The 23,272-nt window shown below is 39.6% G+C and carries 17 protein-coding genes and 1 pseudogene (1 of these 18 only partly in view); 14 read left to right on the top strand and 4 right to left on the bottom strand.

What is annotated here, in order from left to right; translation table 11 throughout:
* Positions 1-260: 260 nt before the first annotated feature.
* Positions 261-2,012: a collagen-like domain-containing protein gene (locus tag AC2TDL_RS06570; RefSeq protein WP_484699454.1), complete on the bottom strand. Its 1,752-nt coding sequence runs from the start codon at positions 2,010-2,012 to the stop codon at positions 261-263.
* Positions 2,013-2,186: 174 nt separating this feature from the next.
* Between AC2TDL_RS06570 and AC2TDL_RS06565 the strand changes: the two genes are divergently transcribed.
* The 6 genes from AC2TDL_RS06565 (at position 2,187) to AC2TDL_RS06540 (ending at position 9,917) form a co-directional block, all read left to right on the top strand.
* Positions 2,187-3,050: a VOC family protein gene (locus AC2TDL_RS06565; RefSeq protein WP_484699452.1), complete on the top strand. Its 864-nt coding sequence runs from the start codon at positions 2,187-2,189 to the stop codon at positions 3,048-3,050.
* A 140-nt stretch (positions 3,051-3,190) separates the two neighbouring features.
* Entirely contained in the window at positions 3,191-4,009 is an 819-nt protein-coding gene (hisJ, locus tag AC2TDL_RS06560; RefSeq protein WP_484699450.1) for a histidinol-phosphatase HisJ, read from the top strand.
* Between the two features lie 182 nt (positions 4,010-4,191).
* Positions 4,192-5,805: a Na/Pi cotransporter family protein gene (locus AC2TDL_RS06555; protein WP_484699448.1), complete on the top strand. Its 1,614-nt coding sequence runs from the start codon at positions 4,192-4,194 to the stop codon at positions 5,803-5,805.
* A gap of 394 nt (positions 5,806-6,199) precedes the next feature.
* Positions 6,200-7,243 (top strand): NAD(P)/FAD-dependent oxidoreductase, encoded by a 1,044-nt coding sequence (locus AC2TDL_RS06550; protein ID WP_484699446.1) that lies wholly within the window; start codon positions 6,200-6,202, stop codon positions 7,241-7,243.
* A 19-nt stretch (positions 7,244-7,262) separates the two neighbouring features.
* Positions 7,263-8,147: an ABC transporter ATP-binding protein gene (locus AC2TDL_RS06545; RefSeq protein ID WP_484699444.1), complete on the top strand. Its 885-nt coding sequence runs from the start codon at positions 7,263-7,265 to the stop codon at positions 8,145-8,147.
* Between the two features lie 198 nt (positions 8,148-8,345).
* Positions 8,346-9,917: a stalk domain-containing protein gene (locus AC2TDL_RS06540; protein ID WP_484699441.1), complete on the top strand. Its 1,572-nt coding sequence runs from the start codon at positions 8,346-8,348 to the stop codon at positions 9,915-9,917.
* Positions 9,918-10,047: 130 nt separating this feature from the next.
* Here AC2TDL_RS06540 and AC2TDL_RS06535 read toward each other — a convergent pair whose 3' ends face one another.
* Positions 10,048-11,232: a ParB/RepB/Spo0J family partition protein gene (locus AC2TDL_RS06535; protein WP_484699438.1), complete on the bottom strand. Its 1,185-nt coding sequence runs from the start codon at positions 11,230-11,232 to the stop codon at positions 10,048-10,050.
* Between the two features lie 131 nt (positions 11,233-11,363).
* On the opposite strand from AC2TDL_RS06535, the gene AC2TDL_RS06530 reads away from it, so the two are divergent.
* The gene (locus AC2TDL_RS06530; protein WP_484699434.1) at positions 11,364-11,858 is read left to right on the top strand and encodes a CYTH domain-containing protein; all 495 of its coding nucleotides are present in this window, start codon (positions 11,364-11,366) and stop codon (positions 11,856-11,858) included.
* 17 nt (positions 11,859-11,875) lie between these two features.
* Positions 11,876-12,868: a Gfo/Idh/MocA family protein gene (locus tag AC2TDL_RS06525; protein WP_484699432.1), complete on the top strand. Its 993-nt coding sequence runs from the start codon at positions 11,876-11,878 to the stop codon at positions 12,866-12,868.
* 204 nt (positions 12,869-13,072) lie between these two features.
* Here the strand turns inward: AC2TDL_RS06525 and AC2TDL_RS06520 are convergent.
* Both AC2TDL_RS06520 and AC2TDL_RS06515 read right to left on the bottom strand, forming a co-directional pair.
* Positions 13,073-14,620, bottom strand: a pseudogene (locus AC2TDL_RS06520) (IS1182 family transposase); the annotation flags it as partial.
* 158 nt (positions 14,621-14,778) lie between these two features.
* The gene (locus AC2TDL_RS06515) at positions 14,779-15,744 is read right to left on the bottom strand and encodes an aldo/keto reductase (protein WP_484699428.1); all 966 of its coding nucleotides are present in this window, start codon (positions 15,742-15,744) and stop codon (positions 14,779-14,781) included.
* 173 nt (positions 15,745-15,917) lie between these two features.
* Between AC2TDL_RS06515 and lplA the strand changes: the two genes are divergently transcribed.
* The 6 genes from lplA to AC2TDL_RS06485 form a co-directional block, all read left to right on the top strand.
* The gene (lplA, locus tag AC2TDL_RS06510; protein WP_484699424.1) at positions 15,918-16,907 is read left to right on the top strand and encodes a lipoate--protein ligase; all 990 of its coding nucleotides are present in this window, start codon (positions 15,918-15,920) and stop codon (positions 16,905-16,907) included.
* A gap of 251 nt (positions 16,908-17,158) precedes the next feature.
* Positions 17,159-18,874, top strand: coding sequence for a methyl-accepting chemotaxis protein (locus AC2TDL_RS06505; protein ID WP_484699422.1), 1,716 nt, complete (start codon positions 17,159-17,161; stop codon positions 18,872-18,874).
* A gap of 152 nt (positions 18,875-19,026) precedes the next feature.
* Positions 19,027-20,262 (top strand): aminopeptidase, encoded by a 1,236-nt coding sequence (locus AC2TDL_RS06500; protein WP_484699417.1) that lies wholly within the window; start codon positions 19,027-19,029, stop codon positions 20,260-20,262.
* A 148-nt stretch (positions 20,263-20,410) separates the two neighbouring features.
* Positions 20,411-21,448 (top strand): Delta(5) desaturase DesA, encoded by a 1,038-nt coding sequence (gene desA, locus AC2TDL_RS06495; protein WP_484699414.1) that lies wholly within the window; start codon positions 20,411-20,413, stop codon positions 21,446-21,448.
* 121 nt (positions 21,449-21,569) lie between these two features.
* A complete protein-coding gene (locus AC2TDL_RS06490) occupies positions 21,570-22,712 on the top strand; it encodes a sensor histidine kinase (protein ID WP_484699412.1) in 1,143 nt (380 codons plus the stop codon).
* Positions 22,709-23,272 carry the 5' portion of a response regulator gene (locus AC2TDL_RS06485; protein WP_484699410.1) on the top strand. It continues 39 nt past the right edge of the window, so 564 of the gene's 603 nt are visible here — the first part of the coding sequence; the start codon lies at positions 22,709-22,711; its stop codon lies off the right edge, out of view. Before AC2TDL_RS06490 ends, AC2TDL_RS06485 begins: the two co-directional genes overlap by 4 nt.

Raw genomic sequence — 23,272 nt, 5'->3', positions numbered from 1 at the left:
CATTAGTTAACCTAATATAGGTTTGTAGTTTTCTAAATAAAAAAAGAGTCTGGGACAAAACCTAGTCTCTAAAACAAGCTAACGGTGTTTGCTCATTTTATGCTCATTTTGGGGTGAGATACTTAAATTTTAACAGAAAGTGTTCCTTTTGTATTTAAAAAATGAACTCCTGGCACTCTACTTTGTAGAGCACCGGGAGTTTTTCTGTTATTTGGCTAGGTTTTTTCCCAGCCTCGAGTCGTACTAAAAGGGATTAATGATTATGAGATACGATGAATAGACCATACGATACCTTGGTCCCCTCCACCAATATCTAGGTTTAATGTCAAGCCATCAGCAACATAATATAAACCAACAATATCGCCTGCATTAAGCTCGACGTCTCCAGTTAAAGTCACAGTACCGTTACCTAATATAGCTCTTATGGTTAACGTCGTAACAACTAGGTTGAGATTTAGATTCATTACTGGGAAAAGACCAGTAATTAGATCCGTAACAACTGGTGCAGTTCTTCGAACTACAAAAGCTGGATTAGAATTTCCTATGTCTGCACTAATAGCAGCGGTTGTTGAATAGTTTATAGTTGCTTTAATTGAATATACTCCTGTAGCTGGTACAGTGAATGTACCATTAGTTGCATTGAATGATGTGTTATTGTAGTAAGGAGTTGCTACGCTCCAATCATCAAGTTGTGCAGAGGTAGATAAACTAATTGATTCTAGATAAGCTGAGAAACCCTCTTCTGCCAAGACAGGACCAGTCGGACCAGTAGGGCCAGTCGCGCCAGTTTCACCAGTTGGACCAGTTGCGCCAGTTTCACCAGTTGGACCAGTAGGGCCAGTCGCGCCAGTTTCACCAGTTGGACCAGTAGGACCAGTCGCGCCAGTTTCACCAGTTGGACCAGTAGGACCAGTCGCGCCAGTTTCACCAGTTGGACCAGTTGGACCAGTAGGACCAGTCGCGCCAGTTTCACCAGTTGGACCAGTAGGGCCAGTCGCGCCAGTTTCACCAGTTGGACCAGTAGGACCAGTAGGACCAGTCGCGCCAGTTTCACCAGTTGGACCAGTAGGACCAGTCGCGCCAGTTTCACCAGTTGGACCAGTAGGACCAGTCGCGCCAGTTTCACCAGTTGGACCAGTAGGGCCAGTCGCGCCAGTTTCACCAGTTGGACCAGTAGGGCCAGTAGGGCCAGTCGTGCCAGTTTCACCAGTTGGACCAGTAGGACCAGTCGCGCCAGTTTCACCAGTCGGACCAGTAGGGCCAGTCGCGCCAGTTTCACCAGTTGGACCAGTAGGACCAGTCGCGCCAGTCGCACCAGTCGGACCAGTTGGACCAGTAGGGCCAGTCGCACCAGTCGGACCAGTAGGGCCAGTCGCACCAGTCGGACCAGTAGGGCCAGTCGCACCAGTTTCACCGGTCGGACCAGTAGGACCAGTCGCGCCAGTTTCACCAGTTGGACCAGTTGGACCAATCGGACCAGATGGACCAATCGGACCAGTCGCGCCAGTAGCACCAGTAGGACCAGTCGCGCCAGTTGGACCAGTAGGGCCAGTTGGACCAGTAGGACCAGTCGCACCAGTCAGACCAGATGGACCAGTCGGACCAGTAGGACCAGTCGGACCAGATGGACCAGTCGGACCAGATGGACCAATTAGACTATCTGCTTCAATGTCTACAATAGCTGATCCATCGGTAACCGTAATTTGTAGTGTAGATGATGTGAAGGTTAAAGTATCTCCAAGTTCCATAGCTGCTGTGTTACCTTGATCGTCAGCGACTGTAAATAATACGGTACCAGGTTCAATTGTACCAGTTGTACCAGTTGGACCAGTTGGACCAGTTGGACCAGTTGGACCAGTTAGACCAGTTGGACCGGTTGGACCAGTCGGACCAGTTGGACCGGTTGGACCAGTTGGTCCCCGATGAATCGGATGGATTCCACTAATGAAAAGCTCTTTTTCTTGTGAAGTGCTAGATTGTTTTAAATTTTTACTTTTGGATTTTTTATCCAATGTATAACACCTCCTTGACTTTTATATGTTATGGTTTTGTCTGCAAGTATGAGTGTGTAAATACACATACTAATAAAAAATGGGTAATTGATGAATAGATTGACAACATTAAACTATCAGGATAAAATAAACTTACAAAAAGTAAGTTACATTAAATTTAGTCGGAGGCATTGTATGAGCATTCAAATACATCCCAATACATCATTGGGCGTAGTTAAGCTTAAAGTTTCAGATATTAATCGATCGGTTGCATTTTATGAGAACATCATTGGTTTAAAGGCGATTCAAACGACTGAGACTACTGCAACTTTGTCAGCAAATGGAGTCGATAGTTTGCTTGAATTAGAGCAAACTGATCAATCATATCTTGGTAATCGTCGAGGACATACGGGCTTATATCATTTTGCTTTATTAGTACCGAGCAGAAAGGCATTAGGCAATATATTAAAGCATTTAATTGAATCGAGAATCGCACTTGGTCAAGCAGATCATTTAGTAAGTGAAGCATTATATTTATCAGATCCCGATCAAAATGGGATAGAGATTTATCGTGACAGGCCAAGACATGAGTGGGAATATGATCAGAATGATAATGTGAAGATGGCTACAGATCCGATTGATTGGGAAGGCATACTAGCGGAGGCTGATAATCGTCCTTTTCAAGGAATAGATCCAGCAACAGTTATGGGGCATGTCCATCTTCATGTAGCTGATTTAAATAAAGCATATGAATATTATTGCCAATTAATAGGTTTTTCACTGGAGCTAGACTGGTCATTTAATGGGGCATTATTTGTTGCTGCTGGGCGTTATCATCATCATTTAGGATTAAATATTTGGAATGGTCGCGGAGCATCTCCATTTCCTGAACATGCAACAGGCATTAAATACTACACAATTAAGATTGTGGAAGAAGCTGAGCTGAAAGCAATTGAAGGGCGATTAAATGAAGCTGGTTATACTACTGAGCCACTCGAAAAAAACGGATTTTTTACAAAGGATCCATTTGGAATTGGAATTCATTTTGAACTTAAGTAAGCAGCGATAAGTTTTCTGAAAAACACACCTCTCATTTTCTTAAGTAGGGAGGTGTGTTTTGTTTATGTTTGGCATACTCACTTCTATATGAGATATGTGGTAAAATAAATTGAATTATTGTAAATGAGTGAGGTGGCAACATGCTGAAATGGGATGGACATACCCATACACAATTTTGTTATCACGGCAGCAGCGCTCCTTTAGAGGAGTATATCGAGCGTGCTATCGCATTAGGATTTAAGCGTTATTCCGTTACTGAGCACCCTTCTTTACCGCAAGGATGGGTAAAGGATCCGTCACTATTTAAAGAACTTGGTATGCCTGAGCATGAGCTTGAGGAATATTTTAAATACGTACAAAAAGTAAAAGAACGCTATGCTGATCAAATTGAAATTACAATTGGATTGGAATTAGATTATTTACATGGAAATGTGGAGTATACCGAGCAACTAGTAAATAAGTGGGGGCATTTACTAGAGGATGTTGTATATTCGGTACATTTTTTACCTGGTGAGGATGGCAATTACTGTGTTGATTTTACGGCTGAAGATTTTAAGAAAAATTTACTAAAGTTTTACGGTTCAATTGATGTACTAGTTGATTTATATTTTGATCATGTTGAGCTAGCGATTGAAGAAGCTGGTAAACTTAACATGCGCAAAAGAATCGGTCATATCAATCTTATTCGGAAATTTCAAAAGGACCTTCCAGCTTTTAATGAACAGCAATTTACACAAAGACTAGAAGCTTTATTACCGTTGTTACAAGCGAATCAGGTTGGTGTTGATGTGAATATTGCAGGCTTGCGAGTAGCTAGCTGTGAGCAGGAATATGTGCCGAAATGGTTTATTCAACGTTGCCTTGAACTGGGGATTCCTGTAGTATATGGCTCTGATGCTCATAAGCCTGAGCAGGTCGGTTTGTTTTGGGATTGGTATGAGCAAGCTTTACAAAAATAAAAAAAAGTACCCGTAGCAACGGGCTACGGGAATTCAATAATCTATATATCATTAAAAAGGGGGTCAATTAGAAGTATAGACAATTATTATTAAAGACAAGTGAAAGAAATATTTCAGTTATGTTACAATTTTAATTCAGGCATTACAAATCAATTTTATGCATCTTTTTAATGGAGGGAATTGTGGGTATTCAGAATTTGATTTTTTACATAGTAGGCGGAATAGCGATTTTTTTATTCGGTATCAAATTTCTGTCTGAGGGTCTACAAAAAATAACTGGTGATCGGATCCGACATTTGCTGGCTACCTATACAGTACCTCCGTTACTTGGTGTCGTGACCGGAATATTCATTACAACCGTTTTTCAAAGTGCGACAGGTGCAGTAATCCTTATTATTGGTCTGTTGAATGCAAGCATATTAAGTCTACGACAGGCTGTTCATGTCCTAATCGGTGCAAATATTGGGACGATCGTTACAATATTTATCGTAGGGTTTCGAATTGAAGATTATGCCTTGCCAATTCTGGCAGTTGGTGTATTGCTATGGTTATTTGGGCATTATAAACGTATCCAATATACTGGTCAGATTATTCTTGGCTTTGGAGCTTTGTTTCTTGGTTTGTCTTTTGTGAGAGACGGATTGCGAAGTGAGCATATTTCTGATCAATTAACGACGTTTTTGCTGAACTTAGCCGATTTTCCGCTGTTTGGTCTATTAGTGGGCATTGTGCTTTCTTTATTATTAACGAGTTCAAATGCAGCGATTGGCGTGTTGCAGACAGTAGCCGATGAAGGAGTTGTAGATTTGGCTGGTGCTCTGCCTATTTTGCTAGGCAGCAATATCGGCTCGGCAATTATTGCTTGTATTGCAGTCATTGGTGCAAGCATTAAAGCAAAGCGATTAGTATTTATTGATGGTTTGTATTATGTAATTGGGGCAATTGTCTTGTTTGCATTGCAAAAGCCATTGTTTAGTTTAATGAATTGGTTTGAGCAGATTACTAACATTAAATTCCAGCTTGCGATAGCCCATAGTATATTCCATCTGTTAACAGGTATCATTTGCCTTATAGCTGTTCCATTTTTATTGAAAATCGCTAACGACTTTATTCAATCGCATCAATCTTCAATAGAGGTTTTTTACGGAGCACAATATTTAGATAAACGTTTTTTAAATACACCTAGCGTTGCGCTTGGCCAAGCACAATATGAGGTGCTGCGAATGGGAAGCATTGCTCGTGAAACATTAGCCGATGCAGCACAGTATTTTTTTGAACACGACAGTCGAATGGCGAATCAGGCATTGAAAAAGGAAGCATTAATTAATGAGTTGAATCAATTAATTACCGATTATATTGTTAGCATTCATCAGCATGATTTAACAGCAGCAGATTCAGAAAAGCTTACAGCATTGCTTCATATCGTAAATGATATTGAACGAATTGGTGATCATGCAGAAAATATTGTTGAACTAGCTGAATATTGTGTTAGAAATCGGGTGGCATTTTCCGAGCAGGCAATAAACCAGCTTAAGCAAATGATTGATTCTGCGGATTGGATTATTGGCAGAGCTTTATACGCTTTAGAACAGCATGATCGTTCAGCTGCTGCAGATGTTTTAGGGACTGAAGCGGACCTAGATCGAATGGAGCTTGAGTTTCGCAACGATCATTTTAAACGCTTAAATGATAACATCTGTCGCGGAAATGCAGGTGCAGTATTTTTAGATGTGCTAAGTAACTTAGAGCGTGTGGGTGACCATAGTAAAAATATAGCGGAATATGTATTAAAATAATTGCCTCATAACATTCAAAGGAATGCAGATGGGGCTTTTTTTGTATAAATAATTTGTAAGCAGTTAACCATTTACTGAAAGATTGCCTAAATTGACAAAGGCAGGTGAATACTTTATGATCTTTAATTGAGAATGATAATCATTTCATAACATTTAACTCGTGTCATTGGTGTCGTATAAGTTGGCGATTTCCGCACTGTTTCTAGAGTGCTAATGCAAAGTATGACATGTAATCGAGATTGTGGACTTTTAGGGAATAATATAGGAGTTGCATTGTCGTAGCTTTAATTGAAGCTCCGTACTTTATATACATAGTAGCTTGTTCTCCAGCACAGCTGACAGTTTATCAAACATGCGTGTTTACTTAAAAATGATCAATAAAAGGAGTTTAACAATGAGAGATGTTTTTGAGGTAACGATAATTGGTGGCGGTCCGGCTGGTCTTTATTCTGCTTTTTATAGTGGCTTGCGTGAAATGAAGACGAAAATTATTGAATATCAGCCTTATCTCGGTGGTAAAGTTCATATCTACCCTGAAAAAATGATTTGGGATGTAGGCGGGTTAACGCCAATTCCTGCTGAAAAGCTAATTAAGCAAATGGTTCAGCAAGGGTTGACCTTTAATCCAGAGGTTGTTCTTGGTGAGAAGGTAACCTCTATCTCAAAAAATAGCGATGATATATTTGTCCTAGATACAGCCTCTGGCAGAAAGCATTATTCGCGAACAGTAATTTTAGCCGTAGGCGGGGGAATCTTAAAACCTACTAAATTAAAAATTGAAGGTGCTGAAAAGTTTGAAGTTGCTAATTTGCATTATACTGTGAAGTCGTTAACTCGCTTTAAAAATAAAACGATCCTTATTTCTGGCGGTGGAAATTCTGCGATCGACTGGGCAAATGAGCTGGAGCCTTATGCGAAGAAGATATATTTAACGTATCGCAATGAGATGTTAAAAGGTCATGAGGCAGAAATCTCTAAGCTAAAAAATAGCTCTGTAGAGCTTTTACTTAATACAACAATTGAAAAGCTAGTTGCTACAGAAAACCATGAAGCAATTGAAAAGGTTGTGCTTAAAGGCCAGAACGATTCTTCCATAGAAATTGCCGTCGATGCAGTAATTATTAATCACGGTTTTGAGCGGGATGGTGACCTAATAAAAAATAGTCCATTAAATATTGAACTGCATGATGATTTTTATGTCAGAGGGACGCCTATGAGTGAAAGCAGTGTACCAGGTCTGTTTGCAGCAGGAGATATTTTGTACCATGAGGGCAAACTTCACCTTATTGCGGGAGCATTTCAGGATGCGGCAAATGCAGTTAACAGAGCGAAGCAATATATTTCACCTGATGCTACAGCTTGGGGAATGGTATCATCGCATAATGAAATCTTTTCAGAGAAAAACAAACAATTAATAAAAGAGCTTATGAATTCATAAGGAAATAGGAGGGAAGGAAATGAGTCGGTTATATACGGAAGGGCTAAGTATTGGTTATGCAGATCGTTTAATAGTAGAGGATTTAAATTTATCGATTCCGCAAGGAAAAATTACGGCGTTAGTAGGAGCAAACGGATCGGGAAAATCAACAATTTTAAAGACAATGGCGCGCATTATGAAGCCGCGTAACGGTACAGTTTTTTTAGATGGTAAGTCTATTCATGATCAATCAACTAAGGAAATTGCTAAAGAGCTTGCAATTTTACCACAAACTCCTGTTGCACCAGATGGTCTGACCGTATTTGAGCTTATCTCCTACGGGCGCTTTCCTCATCAAAAAGGTTTTGGCAGTTTAACGAAGGAAGATAAAAAATATATTGAGTGGGCACTTAAAGTTACAGGGATGAACGATTTCCACGATCGTCCAGTTGATCAGCTATCTGGCGGGCAACGACAACGGGCATGGATTGCAATGGCACTTGCGCAAGGGACGGATATGCTGTTTTTAGATGAGCCAACAACATACTTAGATATGGCTCATCAACTAGAGGTGCTTAAGCTGCTTGAGCGTTTGAATAAGGAAGAAAAGCGTACGATTGTTATGGTTGTCCATGATTTAAATCATGCAACACGCTTTGCACAACATGTAGTGGCAATAAAAAGTGGCAAAGTGATTTGCGAAGGTTCTCCACGCGATGTAGTTACAAGAGAAGTGCTGCGTGAAGTGTTCGGCATTGAAGCAGATATTATTAATGATCCAAGAACGGGAGTTCCGCTTTGTTTGCCTTATGAGTTAGCCGACAAAGATACTGAGCAGCAGTCAGTTAAGCAAAATGATTCTAAAGCTATAGCAGAAGTTAAATCAGAAGTAATGGAAGAAGTGCTGGAAGAAGTGTTGGTGTAAGCAAAACTATAAATTTCTACGCATTGTAGTCTGTGCAGCCTGATTTTCTTCTAAATTGGGGAGGAAATAGTCAGGCTTTTTTTATAACTAAATAAAGGGGGAAATTGACAATATATTATAATAATAGTTTAATAGGAATATTATTAGCTCTATTAAATATATTAACAATTACAAGATAATTCATTGTAGGAGGCGTTTATGAGAAGAAAATTACTTTCATATTTAATGCTTGTAGCACTAATTTTTACTCTAACGATTCCGACTAATCATGTTTATGCAAAAACTCAAGCACCTACCGTTGTAATTAACGGAGAAATTATGAAATTTGCGAATGAGCCGCGTATTGAAAATGGAATAACTATGGTACCATTTCGCGATATTTTTAAAGCGCTTGGTGTAAATGTACGTTATGATGCGCTAACACAAAGCATTACAGCAACAAGGGATAACACAACGGTAATCGTTTTTATAAACCAAACAAGTGCTACAAAAAACGGGCAAGTTGTTAAGCTGGATCGCGCTCCGTATGTTGATAAAGGAGTAACTTATGTGCCGCTTCGTTTTGTTAGTCAGGCGTTTGGTTATGTTGTGAAATACGCTAATAACACAATTACAATAAACACTTCTAGTAATGCCTCTGGATCAAACAACTCAAATATAAATAACTCAAACACAAACAACGCAACAACAAACAATACAACGACAAATGATCTTTCTGCTCTCGCTGATATTCTTTCCAAGCAGGTTGTCCATCTTACAACTTATAGTTCTGACAATATTATTTTATCTCTTGGCAGTGGCGTTATTTATTCAAGCACTGGTGAGATTATTACGAATTATCATGTGATTGAAGATGCTGCTTATGTCATAGTAACCACTTCTGATGGCAAGGAATATAAGACAGATCGCGTACTGCTCTATGATGAAGAGCGTGATTTAGCCATGATTAAAATTAATGCGACAGGGCTTCCAGCGGTTAAACTTAGCAATTCCGCTTCAAGTAAAATGGGTGAGTCTATCATTACGATCGGTTCTCCGCTAGGCTTTAATAATACAATGTCTACAGGAATTATTAGCAATGTATCCCGTGAGCTGTTTGGTTTGGAATATATTCAAGTCACTGCACCTATTGATAGAGGTAACTCTGGAGGAGGCTTATTTAACCAAAAGGGTGAGCTTATCGGTATTATTACAGCAAAGGTTGAAAGTTCGGCTAATATTAATCTTGCGATTCCGGGCAAAGATGTGCAAGCCTTTGTTAGCCAGAAACGCAGTAACTATCAAATGCCAATTTCTCCTGCATATTCTAATGAAATTGAAGCAACGCTCGCGAAGCTGCAAGATTTATTAGATCGCCACTCTATTATTGAATATGATGGGGTTGAGTTTGAATTTGAATGGTATGTCACTTATTTTGAAGATTTAGAGGAGTACGGCATACTTGGTGATATGGAAGATTATGATAATTATTATGATCTTATTGAAGTAGAGCTTGCTGATGATGAATATAATGCGATTGGCTCAATTTTAATTCATGTTGCTGACGAAATCGTTTATAAAGAGCTAGGTATAAAGCAATTAAATTTAGCATTAAACGTTCTAGATTCTGTTGATTTTAGACCGCCATATGTGTCACGTGATGGTTATACGACCTATAACGGAAAATATCATATTGACTATTTATTTGCCTTTGCCTATTACGATCGTCTTGCAGGAGAGTTATGGTTAGAGGTCGATCCATTTGAAGCAGAGTATACATTTGATTTGTAATCGCATCTTTATACATTTTTAGCGGTAGAGATAGAAGTAGAGAACAGTAAAAGAACTCCGAGCAGCTGGGGAGCGTTTGCTACCGAGTTTACCTAGGAGTTCTTTTTTAGTTCTAAGCGACGTTTTATCTTTAATCTATGTTGCTTGCTTGCTGAATGTTTTGCCATAGCTGCTGCAATTCATTAAGCTTAATAAGCATATCAACAGATAGTTGATGACTTGCTTCATATTGTGATATTTTTCCGCATTTCAGCGCATCAAGCAGAGCTTGTGCTTGCAAAAGAGCTTGATCTAATCCTTCTATATATTGACGCTTGTCGATTGCAGCATGGCAAGAATTTGTGCTGCTTGCAACAGAATGGCCTAAATCTATAGCTTGTCCGCTAACTTGAGCTTGTTGCTCAGCAGGAGCTTCTACAGAAGAGGAGGCTGAGCTTGCTGCTGGCGCTGGAGAATCAAATAGTTCTTTCTCTAGTGAAGTATTCTGCTCCTTTTCTGATGCAGCTTGCTGCTCAAGTTCAGCTTTCCGCTTCTCTTCTTCAGCTTTCCGCTGTTCAGCCAGCTTAGCTTTTTCTTTCATTTCTTTTTCACGTGCTAGTTTTTCTTTACGATTTTGCTCAAAAACAGACCATGTTTCGATTAGTCCGCTACCGTTTTTAAGTAATAGCTTTTGCTTTGTTGCATCGGTAATCGAGCTATCTTTAAAAAGCTTAGCTATTTTCTTAACATCACTTACTGGCAATTCATCTCGCGCTACAGTTAATGCTAACGTATCGCGGTATTCCATTGGTAGATCTTTAAGCGGCATTAGCTGTTCTTCTGTTAGGCAGTCTTTGCGAATTTGAGTGCCGCTTACGATTAGCTTTTGAACAGCATTGCTAAATTTTAGCAGATCCAGCTTATTTTTTATGTAGCTTTCCGTTTTTCCTAGCTTACTTGCAATAAGCTTTGTTGAGCTGCGAAATGCTTCGTCATTCATTAATTTGTGGAACGCATGAGCTTCTTCAATTGGGGAGAAGTCCTCGCGTGTTAAGTTTTCCGCTACTTGTTCTAAATAAATGTCTGTTTCATTATCAGCAGTAGAAATAATGCAAGGGATCGTTTCAAGACCTACCATTAGCGAAGCTTTATAGCGACGATTTCCATAAATAATTTTGTAGCGTCCATTATTTAATGCACGAACTTTGATCGGCGAGAGTAGACCGATTTCGCGAATGCTATTGGCAAGCTCCTCTAGCGCTTCTTCGTTAAACTGATACCGTGGCTGTTCTTTATCTTCATCAATTAAAGACAGCTTAATTGACGTAACTTCCATGAAAAAACTCCTCTCTGAACATTAACTTTTTCTATTGTACCATTTTTACAGCGCTTCGTATTACACTACTTGCACAACACGCCATATTTTGATAGCGTGTATTAAGACATTTCTTTAGGAGGCATCCAATTATGGCTTTAGAAATTGAACGGAAATATTTATTAGAAATTCCCTATAAGCAATTGGTTGAGCAAGGATATATAACGGTAACATCAGAGCAGCGCATTGAGCAGACATATATTGCAATGGATGAAAATCAAGAGCTGCGTGTACGTCGGATTCAAAATTTAACTACAGGTGAATATGAGTATACACATACATTTAAAAATGGTATCGGTCTTGCGCGTGAAGAAGTAGAGTACAGCATTACGCAAACAATTTATGAGCAATTAATGGCAGCATGTGGCTATATTCCACTAACGAAAAATCGCATTACAGCTTTATGGGAGCAAACGACGCTGGAAATTGATGTCTATGATCAAGTGGACTTTGTAGTAGTTGAAGTGGAGTTTGCTTCGATGGAGGAAGCGAACAGCTTTAATCCGCCAAGCTGGTTTGGTGAGGAAATAAGCTTTAATAAGAAATATAGCAATAAAGCAGTTTGGAAGCAGCTTCAGCAGAAATAACAGTTGAAGGAGAATGAATGATGGTTTCATTTGGCATAATCGGAACGAATTTTATTAGTGATCGTTTTATCGCAGCAGGATCATTGCTGACAAATTTTCAAGCTAGTGCAATATGTTCAAGAGCAATAGAAACAGCACAAGCCTTTGCCGCTAAGCATCATATTCCGCATTGCTTTACTGATGTTGTTGAAATGCTGGAGAGCGGTATTATCGGGGCATTGTATATTGCTTCGCCAACAAGCTTACATGCCCATTATGCGAAGCTTGCACTTGAGCGAGGCATCCATGTATTATGCGAAAAGCCGGTTACCTCCAATGCTCGTGAGCTTAAAGAGCTAATCGAACTTGCTAAAGATAATGATGTATTGTTTATGGAAGCGATGAAATCAACGATGTTGCCAGCATTTCGGCAAGCAGTAGAGCATATTGAGCAGCTCGGCACAATTAGAAGATACTTTGCAAGCTTCTGTCAGTACTCCTCACGTTATGATGCTTATAAGCAAGGGACTGTCCTTAATGCGTTCAAACCAGAATTTTCGAACGGAGCATTAATGGATATCGGTGTATATTGCATTTATCCTGCCATTTTATTATTTGGTAAGCCTAGCAGCATACAAGCCTCGGCATTTATGCTAGAGTCAGGAGTAGACGGGCAAGGCAGCGTTATTATGCACTATGACCAAGGAATTGAGGCGGTTGTGCAGTACTCGAAAATTAGCAATTCCTACTTGCCGCTTGAAATCCAAGGGGAAGAGGGCTCAATTTTGTTAAATCGCGTAAGCGATCCAAACGAAATCATATTGCGAAATCGCCAGGGAGAAAGTATCGACTTGTTACTGCCGACGATTAACCAGGATATGTACTATGAGCTGCAACATTTCATTGAATTAGTTGAGCAAAATAAAAAGGAATCTCCAATCAATAGCTTTGCAGTATCGCTGGCGACGATGGAGGTTATGGATGAAGTGAGACGGCAAATCGGATTGGTGTTTCCAGCGGATAAGGCATAGGTTTTGAAGTCAGAATAGACTTTTGGGGCTTCGAAATAGATTAAACAGTTTCATTAGCGTTTTAAAATAGGGAAACGTTAATAAGGAAGAGCCTGGGACAAAACTTGTCTCTTAAAACAAGCAAACGGTGAAATCTGTTCAAAGATTTCACCGTTTGCTCATTTTAGGCTCTGTTTTTCTAATGCTATGCTACGTTCGTAGCACATATTTCCTTAAGTTTACTGCCATTAAGGCAAGTCCAATCTCATGCTCAACTTTCCGTTTTCCTCGAACTGAAAAGCGAGTGAAACCTAAATTAGCCTTCAAGAATCCAAAAACTGGTTCTACGTCAATTTTTCGTTGACGGTAGATCTCCCCTGTTTTTTCTCCTGAAAGCTGCTCTCTTACATAGGTTTTTTGTTGTTCCCAACGTGCATTGATCATCAGTTGTCGGTGTCTTCCTTCTTGTGCTTTCGTACATGAGGATCGGAAAGGACATCCTGTACAATCCGCACAAGCATAGATCTTGAATTGTCGCTCAAACCCATCTTTATCTTTGCGTATGGTATAGCGTTGAAACGTTAGTTCCTGTCCATTTGGACAAAGATAACGATCCTTTTCGGCATCATAGTGCCAGTTACTTGTTTGAAATGGATCGGTTTTAGACTTTCTCTTTTGCTCACGCTCATACATCGTATACTTTATTAATGGAACACGCTTGCGCTTCGTGATCACATCCTCATAGTTTTGCTCACTTCCATATCCGGCATCCGCTACGATATAGGTAGGCAAGTCAAAATAATGGGTTTCAATTTCATCAAGAAAAGGAATAAGCGTCTTGGTGTCCGTTGGATTGGAATAGATACCATAAGCCAGTGTGTATTGTCCTTCGGTTGCAATTTGTACATTGTATCCAGGCTTCAATTGTCCATTCTTCATGTAGTCATCTTTCATTCGCATGAAGGTTGCATCAGGATCGGTTTTGGAATAACTGTTGCGCTTTCCGAATCGTTGTTGATGAAGCTTGTACATGTTTTTTCGTTCCATCCAATCACGGACTTGCTTGAGTAGTTGTTTTGGTGCTTTTCGCTTGCTTCGTAATTGTTTTCGTTCACTCGTATCTTCGGATGCTGCGATCTTTTCTGTATAGCTTTCAACCACTCGCTCAAGGTGTTCTGCGATCTCCAGTAAGTTTTCCGTAGAGAGTTCTTGCTCATGTTCAAGCTCTGGAATGATCTTTTGTTCCAATAACTCGTTGTACAGTTGATTCGACTTTTCAATGAGCCGAGCATGATGTTTGTCCACGGCTTTTTTCCATACAAAGGTGAACTTATTCGCATTGGCTTCAATTTTGGTTCCATCAATGAACATCGCTTCTTGGGTAATGATCTTTTCTTCCACTAACTTCGAGCGAAATTGAACGAAGCACTGGCGGAGTAAGTCTTTCATCACAGGATGAACACGGAAACGATTAATCGTACGGTAGCAAGGTTCATAGCCTTGAGCTAACCACATCATCCGAATACTGTCTTTCGTAAGAGCTTCAATTTTACGACCAGAAAAGGCAGATTGAGTGTAGCCGCATAGAATGATCTTGAGCATCATGCGCGGATGATAGGCTGGACAACCGTCACGACGAACAAACGAACGAAACGCTTCATCTGGAATACTTTCGACCAAATGATGAATGGCAAATGCGATATCATGTTTATCTAATTTAACTTCTAAATTTAGAGGCAAAACTAATTGATTCATGTTATAATCTTTAAACATAAGGAACACCTTTCTTTTGAAATTTTTGGGGTGAGATACTTAAATTTTAACAGAAAGTGTTCCTTTTGTATGTAAAAAATGAACTCCTGGCATTCTATTTTGTAGAGCACCAGGAGTTTTCTTTCATTTAGCTGGGTTTTGTCCCAGGCTCTTTTTGTTTATATCCGGTAAAGTGCAAATGGCTCACCGTGCTTAAATGGTGCGCTAATCTCATCTAATCGGGCAAGAGTGGCTACATCTAACTTCAGATCTAACGCTTTTAGATTATCTTGTAGCTGATCTTTTTTTGTCGCACCAACGATAACGCTGCTAACTATTGGTTGATGCAGTAGCCAAGCGATCGATAATACGTTAGCTGTTGTTCCTAGCTCCTGTGCCAGCTTATTTACTTCCTTGCTTAGGGATAGCGTCTTTTCATTAATAAACCGATTAAAGTTTGGATCCGTTTGTGCTCGTGATCCTTCAGGAATGCCGCTTGCGTATTTACCTGTTAAAATACCGCCAGCAAGCGGGAAGTAAGGAATGATGCCGATGCCTTGGTCCTCGCAGAGCGGAATAAGCTCACGTTCTGGTGTGCGATCAGCTAAGGAATAGCTTGTTTGATGAGAGATATAGCTGCTAATGCGCAGCTCCTTGCTTATGCTAAGAGCCTTCATCAGCTCCCATGCGTAGTAGTTAGAGCAGCCAATATATCTTACCTTGCCGGAAGCAATCATATACTCTAAGCAACGCAATGTTTCTTCTAATGGTGTATGCGGGTCAAAGGTATGAATTTGAAACAGATCGACATAATCTGTTTGCAGTCGTTTTAAACTTCCATCAAGCTGTTCGACGAGATGTCTTGCAGATGAGCCACGTTCATATACGCCAGGACCGATAGGCAGTCCGGCTTTAGTTGTTAGCACTACACTGCTTCTTTTTCCCTTTAATGCTTCACCAATAATCGTTTCAGATTGTGTACCAGCATAAATATTTGCTGTATCGATAAAGGTGACACCTCGCTCAATCGCTTCATGGATAATTGCAATGGAATGCTCACGATCAGCACGTTTTCCAAAGGCATTTGTTCCCAGACCAATCGCAGATAGCTTTAATCCGCTTTTCCCAAGATTGCGATATTGCATATTTCTCCTCCTAATCCGAATATGCTTATATTTTGCTTAACCATATTATTAGACTGATACAAAAATTAACAGTCATACATACTGCCTATTATGGCATTTTGCACTAAACTTGAAAAGCATAAAGTGAAAACGGTATAATTTTAAGAACAAACCGGGATAGGAGTGATAATCCGATGTTATTTGTAAGTAATGAGCAGCACCATGATCCCGCTGTGAATCTTGCGCTTGAAGAGTATATTTTCAGACAGCTGCCTGAAAACAACTATTTGCTTTTCTATATTAATGAACCGTCAATTATTATTGGCAGAAATCAAAATACAGTTGAAGAAATTAATGCTGAGTACGTAAAGGAGCATAAATTACATGTTGTACGTCGCTTAAGCGGTGGCGGTGCTGTTTATCATGATCTCGGTAATTTGAACTTTAGCTTTATTATGAGAGACGACGGATCTTCTTTTCACAATTTTAAAAAGTTTACCGAGCCTGTTGTTGAGGCGTTGCGTGAGCTTGGTGTTGAAGCAGAATTATCTGGTCGCAACGATATTCAAGTAGGGGAGCGTAAAATTTCAGGTAATGCGCAATTCCATTCACGTGGGAAAATTATTAGTCATGGCACTTTGCTCTTTAATTCAGAGATGGAAAATGTGGCAAGCGCCTTAAAGGTTAATGCTGAAAAATATGTTTCCAAATCAACGAAATCTGTGCGCAGTCGCGTAGCTAATATTTCTGAATTTTTAAAGGAGCCCCTTACGATTGAAGAGTTTCGTACGAAAATATTGCAGCATGTATTTTCGGGACATAATGAAATTCCAACCTATAAGCTAACTGAGGAAGACTGGAAAAAGGTTTATCAGTTAGCAGATGAGCGCTATCGCAGTTGGGACTGGAATTATGGACGTTCACCGCAGTTTAATATGCAGCAACGTAAACGGATTGAGGGAGCGGGTACTTTCGATGTACGCTTAAACGTTGTTGATGGAGTGATTCAGGATGCAGCAATTTATGGCGACTTCTTTGGCAGAGGAGATCGCAATGAAGTGGCTGAGCTCCTAGTCGGCACTCGTTATTCAGAAGAAGCGTTGCGCGAAGTTTCTAAAGATTTGGATCTTACGTATTATTTTGGACCAATAACGATGGATGATTGGATGAGCTTGCTGCTGTAGCTATAGACATATCAGTTTCATGAATAAAACCTATCTTGCTTATGGAATTGCCCATACAAGATAGGTTTTTCTAATTGTTTTTATTCAATTTGGGATACTTATCGAATAATCAGTAATCATAATCGGCTTTTGTATTAGCATTAATTGAACGTTGCTAAAAAATAATTATGAAGTTTTTACTAGCTATCAATACAACATCAATCCTCCATGCTATAATATTTCTGTCAATTAGCCCCTAGGAGGAATATACGTTGCTGAAGAGCCTGCAATCACGAATGATATTTATTTTCTCTTTAATTGTTTTACTTAGCGGATTAATTATGAGTTATCTAATGTTTAGTTCATCGCAGAAATTAGTGCTTGATGGTTTAGGAAAGCAGGCTTTAGCTATCGCTGAAACCGCTGCCACCAAAATTGATATTATCCAGTTTGAGCAAATTGCAAAGGACAAACAGATTAATGATGACTATTTAAGCATTCAACAAAAGCTACATGAGTATAAAGTCAGCAACGGATTAAAATATCTGTATACAATGAGCAGAGACGAGAATGGCACATTCTATTATGTAATAGATGGAAGCTCATTAGATATGGATTCAGAAGATTTTTCAGCAATTGGAGAAGCAGAGGAAGATATTGACGAGTTAACCGTCTTAACCTATGAAACTAAGGAGGTACATCTTGGTTCGCTAGACTATTCTGAGAAATACGGTGCAACAATATCGGCCTATTTTCCAATCTTAAAAGAGAACGGGGATATTATTGGTGTTATCGGGGCGGATTTTGACGGTACGGATATATATGAGGTTATGGCCAGTAACCGTAAGATGACGATTTTTATCGTTGCTTGTACGGTATTGGTATCACTGTTACTCATTATTTTTATTACTAGATTGATGTTAAAACCGCTAAAAACGTTACTTATACATATGAAGCGTGCTCAGCAAGGTGATTTAACAATTGAATTAACCGCTAAACATCGTGATGAAATTGGTATGCTGACCGAAGGTTTTTCAGAGCTAACTGCTGAATTACGCACTAGCTTAGCGAAGCTGTCTGCAAGTCATGCTGTCATTAAATCATCGATTGTGACGTTAACCGACAATGTAACAACTGCCGAGAATTTAGGCGAGACGTTAAGTAAAAATATTGAGATTGCTAATAAGCAATCGTCAGTACAGCATGAAACAATGAATGAAACAACAATAGCAATGGTAGAGGTAACAAATGCGATGCGCCATGTTGCCTCATCCTCTGAAACAATGTTTGAAGTTACAAGCCGTGCAAATGTGCAAATTGCTTCGGGCAATGATTATATGAATCAGCTTCAAAAACAGATGGATATTATTCAACATACAACAGGACAAGCCACAGAGGATATTGCTTCTTTGCAAAATCTTTCACATGACGTGCAAGAGATGGTGGCGATGATTAAACATATCTCTGCACAAACAGGAATGCTAGCATTGAATGCTTCAATTGAAGCAGCACGTGCTGGTGAGCATGGCAAAGGTTTTAGTGTGGTAGCACAGGAGGTTCGTAAGCTAGCGGATCAAACCGATTTTACTGCTGAGCAAGTAGAGGAGCTAATCGGTAAAATGCTGCTTCTAACAGAGCAGGCAAGCTCAGCCTCAAAAATTAGCAGTGAAGAAGTCGTAACAGGTACAAAGGTTGTTACATCCTTAGGTGAAGTTTTTGAAAAAATAAATCATGGAATAACACAAGTAGAGCAACAGGCAGAGTATTTGTCCAGTACTGCGGCACAAGTTAGTGCGACGATTGAAGGACTAAATGATATGACGGAGCAAGCAGTTCAAATTTCTGAAGAGGCTGTTGAGGCGACTAACGAAATCCAGCAAACAGTAGAAGTTACCTATCAGTCTGTCCAGCAAATGAAGGAAATTGTCCTGCAATTAAGAGAGCAGGCTACTGAGCTCGAGCAATTGCTGCAACGTTTTAAAATATAGCTCATTAAGCTTTAGTTCATTAAGGGTATAGCTGTGCTTTTAGAACGAGCATCTATGAACTTTTTCAATTCCTATATCCAGTAATGCTATAATAGACAATGAAGCTAGAGAACATACTAACAACGGGGATTCTAATATAAAGGAGTGTACATATGACTAATCAATGGAAAGATCAATTGGAAAGCTATGCTAAGTTAATCGTACGTGTAGGAGTAAATGTACAAGCTGGACAACCTGTATTCATTACAGGAGCAGTCGATCAAGCTGAACTAGTTCGCTTAATAGCTGAGCAAGCTTATGATGCAGGGGCAACGAATGTTCATGTCGATTGGATAGACGATAAGTTATCTCGTCTAAAATATACAAGAGCAGCGGATGAAGTATTTAATCATTTTCCAGATTGGGAAGCTGCGAAGCGAGATGAATTTGTCGATAACAATGCAGCGTTTATTTCCTTAGTTTCCTCCAGTCCAGACCTGCTTAAAGGGGTGGATTCCGCGAAAATTGCTGCATTCCAAAAAGCATCTGGTACGAAGCTTGTAAACTTTAGAAGAGCAATTCAATCTGATAAAGTAAGCTGGACGGTTGTTGCAGCTGCAGGAGCTGAATGGGCGAAAAAAGTTTTTCCGAACAGTACAGAAGAGGAAGCTGTTGCACAGCTTTGGGATGCGATTTTTAAAGCAGTACGTCTTGATACTCCTGATCCGATTAAAGCATGGCAAGAGCATAATGTTACGCTGCATGAAAAAGCAGTTGCTTTAAATAATTATCGTTTCAAAAAACTGCATTATCGCGCGCCTGGTACAGATTTAACAATTGAGCTGGATGAAAAGCATGTATGGGTATCGGCAGGCAGTGAAAATCCGCAAGGACATGTATTTATGGCCAATATGCCAACTGAAGAAGTGTTCACAGTTCCACATCGTAACGGAACAAATGGTTATGTATCAAGTACGAAGCCGCTTAGCTTTGGTGGAAATGTAATTGATGAATTTAAGATTACGTTCGAAAATGGACGAATTGTAAAATATGAAGCGAAGCAAGGTGAAGAATTTTTAGCTAAACTAATTGAAATGGATGAAGGCTCTCATTATTTAGGCGAGGTAGCTTTAGTTCCTCATCGCTCTCCGATTTCACAATCAGGCATTCTTTTCTTCAATACATTGTTTGATGAAAATGCTTCGAATCATTTGGCGATTGGCAGCGGATATGCTTTTAATATTGAAGGCGGTAAAAATATGTCACCAGAGGAGCTTGCTGCACATGGTGTCAATGAAAGCATTACGCATAATGATTTTATGATTGGCTCGGCGGAAATGGATATTGACGGTATTCAAGCAGACGGCACAGTAATTCCAGTGTTCCGTAACGGAGAATGGGCATTTTAAGCAACTCAATATATGATAGATGTCATATCATTTTCCTTACATTTATGACTTATTTAATGACAGTGAAGCGGCTACAATGAAGGTATCACTTTATTGTAGCCGCTGAAGTTTTAAAGGGCTGCTGCAATTTTATAAGGAGAGGTCGCTTATGCAACAAGACCCTAGACAGGTTCAACTTCGAAAAAGTATGCAAAAATATGAAAAAACATCGACAAGTATTAGCATTATTCAACTTTGTAATACATTAATTCCACTGGTGCTATTATGGACGGCTGCTTATTTTAGTTTATCGGTATCATTTTGGTTAGCTTTGCCGTTAGCAATTGCCAGTGGATTTTTTATTATCCGTACTTTTATCATTTTTCATGATTGCTGTCACGGTTCGTTTTTCAGAAGCAAGAAAGCCAATGATATTGTTGGTATGCTAACTGGGACACTAACTCATGTACCTTATTTACAATGGAAAAATTCACATGCTATTCACCACGCAACAAGCAGTAATCTAGATAAACGCGGGGTGGGTGACCTATGGATTATGACTGTTGATGAATATGCGCAAGCCTCGAAATGGCTTCGCTTGAGATATCGCTTATACCGTAATCCATTTGTAATGTTTGTATTAGGACCGTTTTTTGTATTTTTAATTCAGTATCGTTTTAATCGCAAAGGAGCTAAACGTAAAGAAAGAATCAATACCTATATTATGAACGGGCTTATCGTAGCGATGTACGCTCTGTTATATTTATTAGTTGGTTGGAAGTCATTGCTACTCATTCAGCTGCCAGCATTTTATGTTTCTGGTGCGCTAGGAATTTGGCTGTTTTATGTGCAGCATCAATTTGAAGAATCATATTTTGAGCATAATGAGGATTGGAGCTACGTGCATGCAGCGGTAGAAGGCAGTTCATATTATCGCTTACCGAAACTGTTGCAATGGCTTACTGGAAATATCGGTTTCCATCATGTCCATCACCTAAGTCCAAAAGTTCCAAACTATTTATTGGAAAAAGCACATGAGGAAACGCCGCCGTTGCATAAAGCAACTACGATTGGTATCAAGGAAAGCTTATTGTCATTAAAAGTAGCGTTATGGGATGAAAGAAGCAAGCGATTTGTTAGCTTTCGTACTGGTAAAGAAATTGCATCGACTAGAGAATTAGCTGTTATTACTCATAAAGTCAGCTAGCTAGTGAAGTCTATCCACGAGCATGAAACGATTGTCGTTTCGTGCTCGTGCTTGTTTTACACGCGGCTTGAAATCTGTGATAAACTAATTATAATAACAGGTTTTTCAAGGAGTAACACTTATGAACAAGTGGTATCAAACCTTTCACAAAGGTGCAGGCTTGTCACCTTATATATGGCTTGTATTTTGCATCTTACCTTTTTATTTTATTTTCGGTCAATCCTCTACGATTCAGGTTGTCAGCGGCACATCATTAATTATTGCTTTTTTTATTTTCTATTTGCTGGCGTTTATTTCTAAGGGATGGCCAGTTTACCTATGGACGAGCATGCAAATCATTATTTCGATGATTATGACGCTTTGGTTCAGTTACGTTTACTTTTCGATTTTTTTAGCATTTTTTATCGGACATATTAAAAATAAAGCAGGATTTTACACTTTGTATATTATTCACCTTTTGACAACTTTTGTCACTGTTAATTATGGGTTAGCGACACAGCGTCAAATTTTACTTACGCAATTTCCATTTATTTTGATTTGCTTGGTCGTTGTTATCCTTTTGCCGTTTAATACGTATAATCAGAAAAAGCAGGATCAGCTTGAGGACGAGCTCGAGTATGCCAATAAACGTATTTCCGAGCTTGTAAAGCTGGAGGAACGACAGCGAATCTCACGTGATTTGCACGATACCGTTGGGCAAAAACTAAGCTTAATTGGTTTAAAAAGTGAACTTGCTAGCAAGCTGCTGCGCAAGGACTTGGACAAAGCTGAAAAGGAACTGAAAGATATTCGTCAGACAGCTCGCATTGCGCTAAAAGAGGTTCGAGATTTAGTTACAAAAATGCGCGGTACAAGCCTTGAGGACGAGGTTCAAAATGTAAGGCAAATGTTGTCTGCGGCACAAATAGAGCTAGTTTTGGAAGGAGATCCGCGCTTGAAATCAACAGCGTTACTTGCTGAAAATGTACTATGCATGTGTTTAAAGGAAGCAGTAACGAATGTTGTGAAGCATAGCGGTGCTGAGCGGTGTCGAATTGCAATAGAGGTGACCGCTGATGAGGTTCATTTAACTGTAGAGGATGACGGAGTAGGGATTTCTGCAAATCAAGACCGTTCGAATGGCAATGGCTTACGAGGAATGAAGGAACGGTTGGAATTTGTAAATGGATCATTAAAAGTCGCTGGCGGAGAGGAGAAAGGAACGAGCTTGCATATTACGGTTCCGAATGCCGTTCGTCAGCCAATGAAGGAGTCGATAACATGATTAGGATTGTTATTGCTGAAGATCAGCGAATGTTGTTAGGGGCGCTTGCTTCACTGATCGATTTGGAGGATGATATGCAAGTTGTAGGTAAAGCTTCTAACGGTGAAGAGGCTTTACAGCTTGTTAAAGAATTGAAGCCAGATGTTTGTATTATGGATATAGAAATGCCAATTAAAAGCGGACTTGAAGCTGCTGAGGAGCTGAAAGGCAGTGATTGCAAAGTTATTATATTAACGACATTTGCCCGAGCAGGATACTTTGAACGAGCAATGAAGGCGGGCGTGTATGGGTATTTGCTTAAAGATAGCCCATCTGAAGAGCTAGCTACATCAATCCGCAGCGTGATGGAAGGTAAACGAATCTATGATGCTGAGTTAATGGACGAAGCATACAGCGGTGGGGATAATCCGCTAACCGAAAGAGAACAAGAAGTGCTTGGACTAGTGGCAGATGGAAAAAATACGAAGGAAATTGCAAGTGAGCTATTTCTCTCGACAGGAACAGTACGTAATTACATTTCCACGATTTTAGATAAACTAGGTGTAAGTAATCGTATCGAG

This window comes from Paenibacillus sp. plas6 (genome assembly GCF_057221655.1).
The sequence above is the reverse complement of the archived record's forward strand: the minus strand, read 5'-3'. Positions and strand labels throughout refer to the sequence as shown.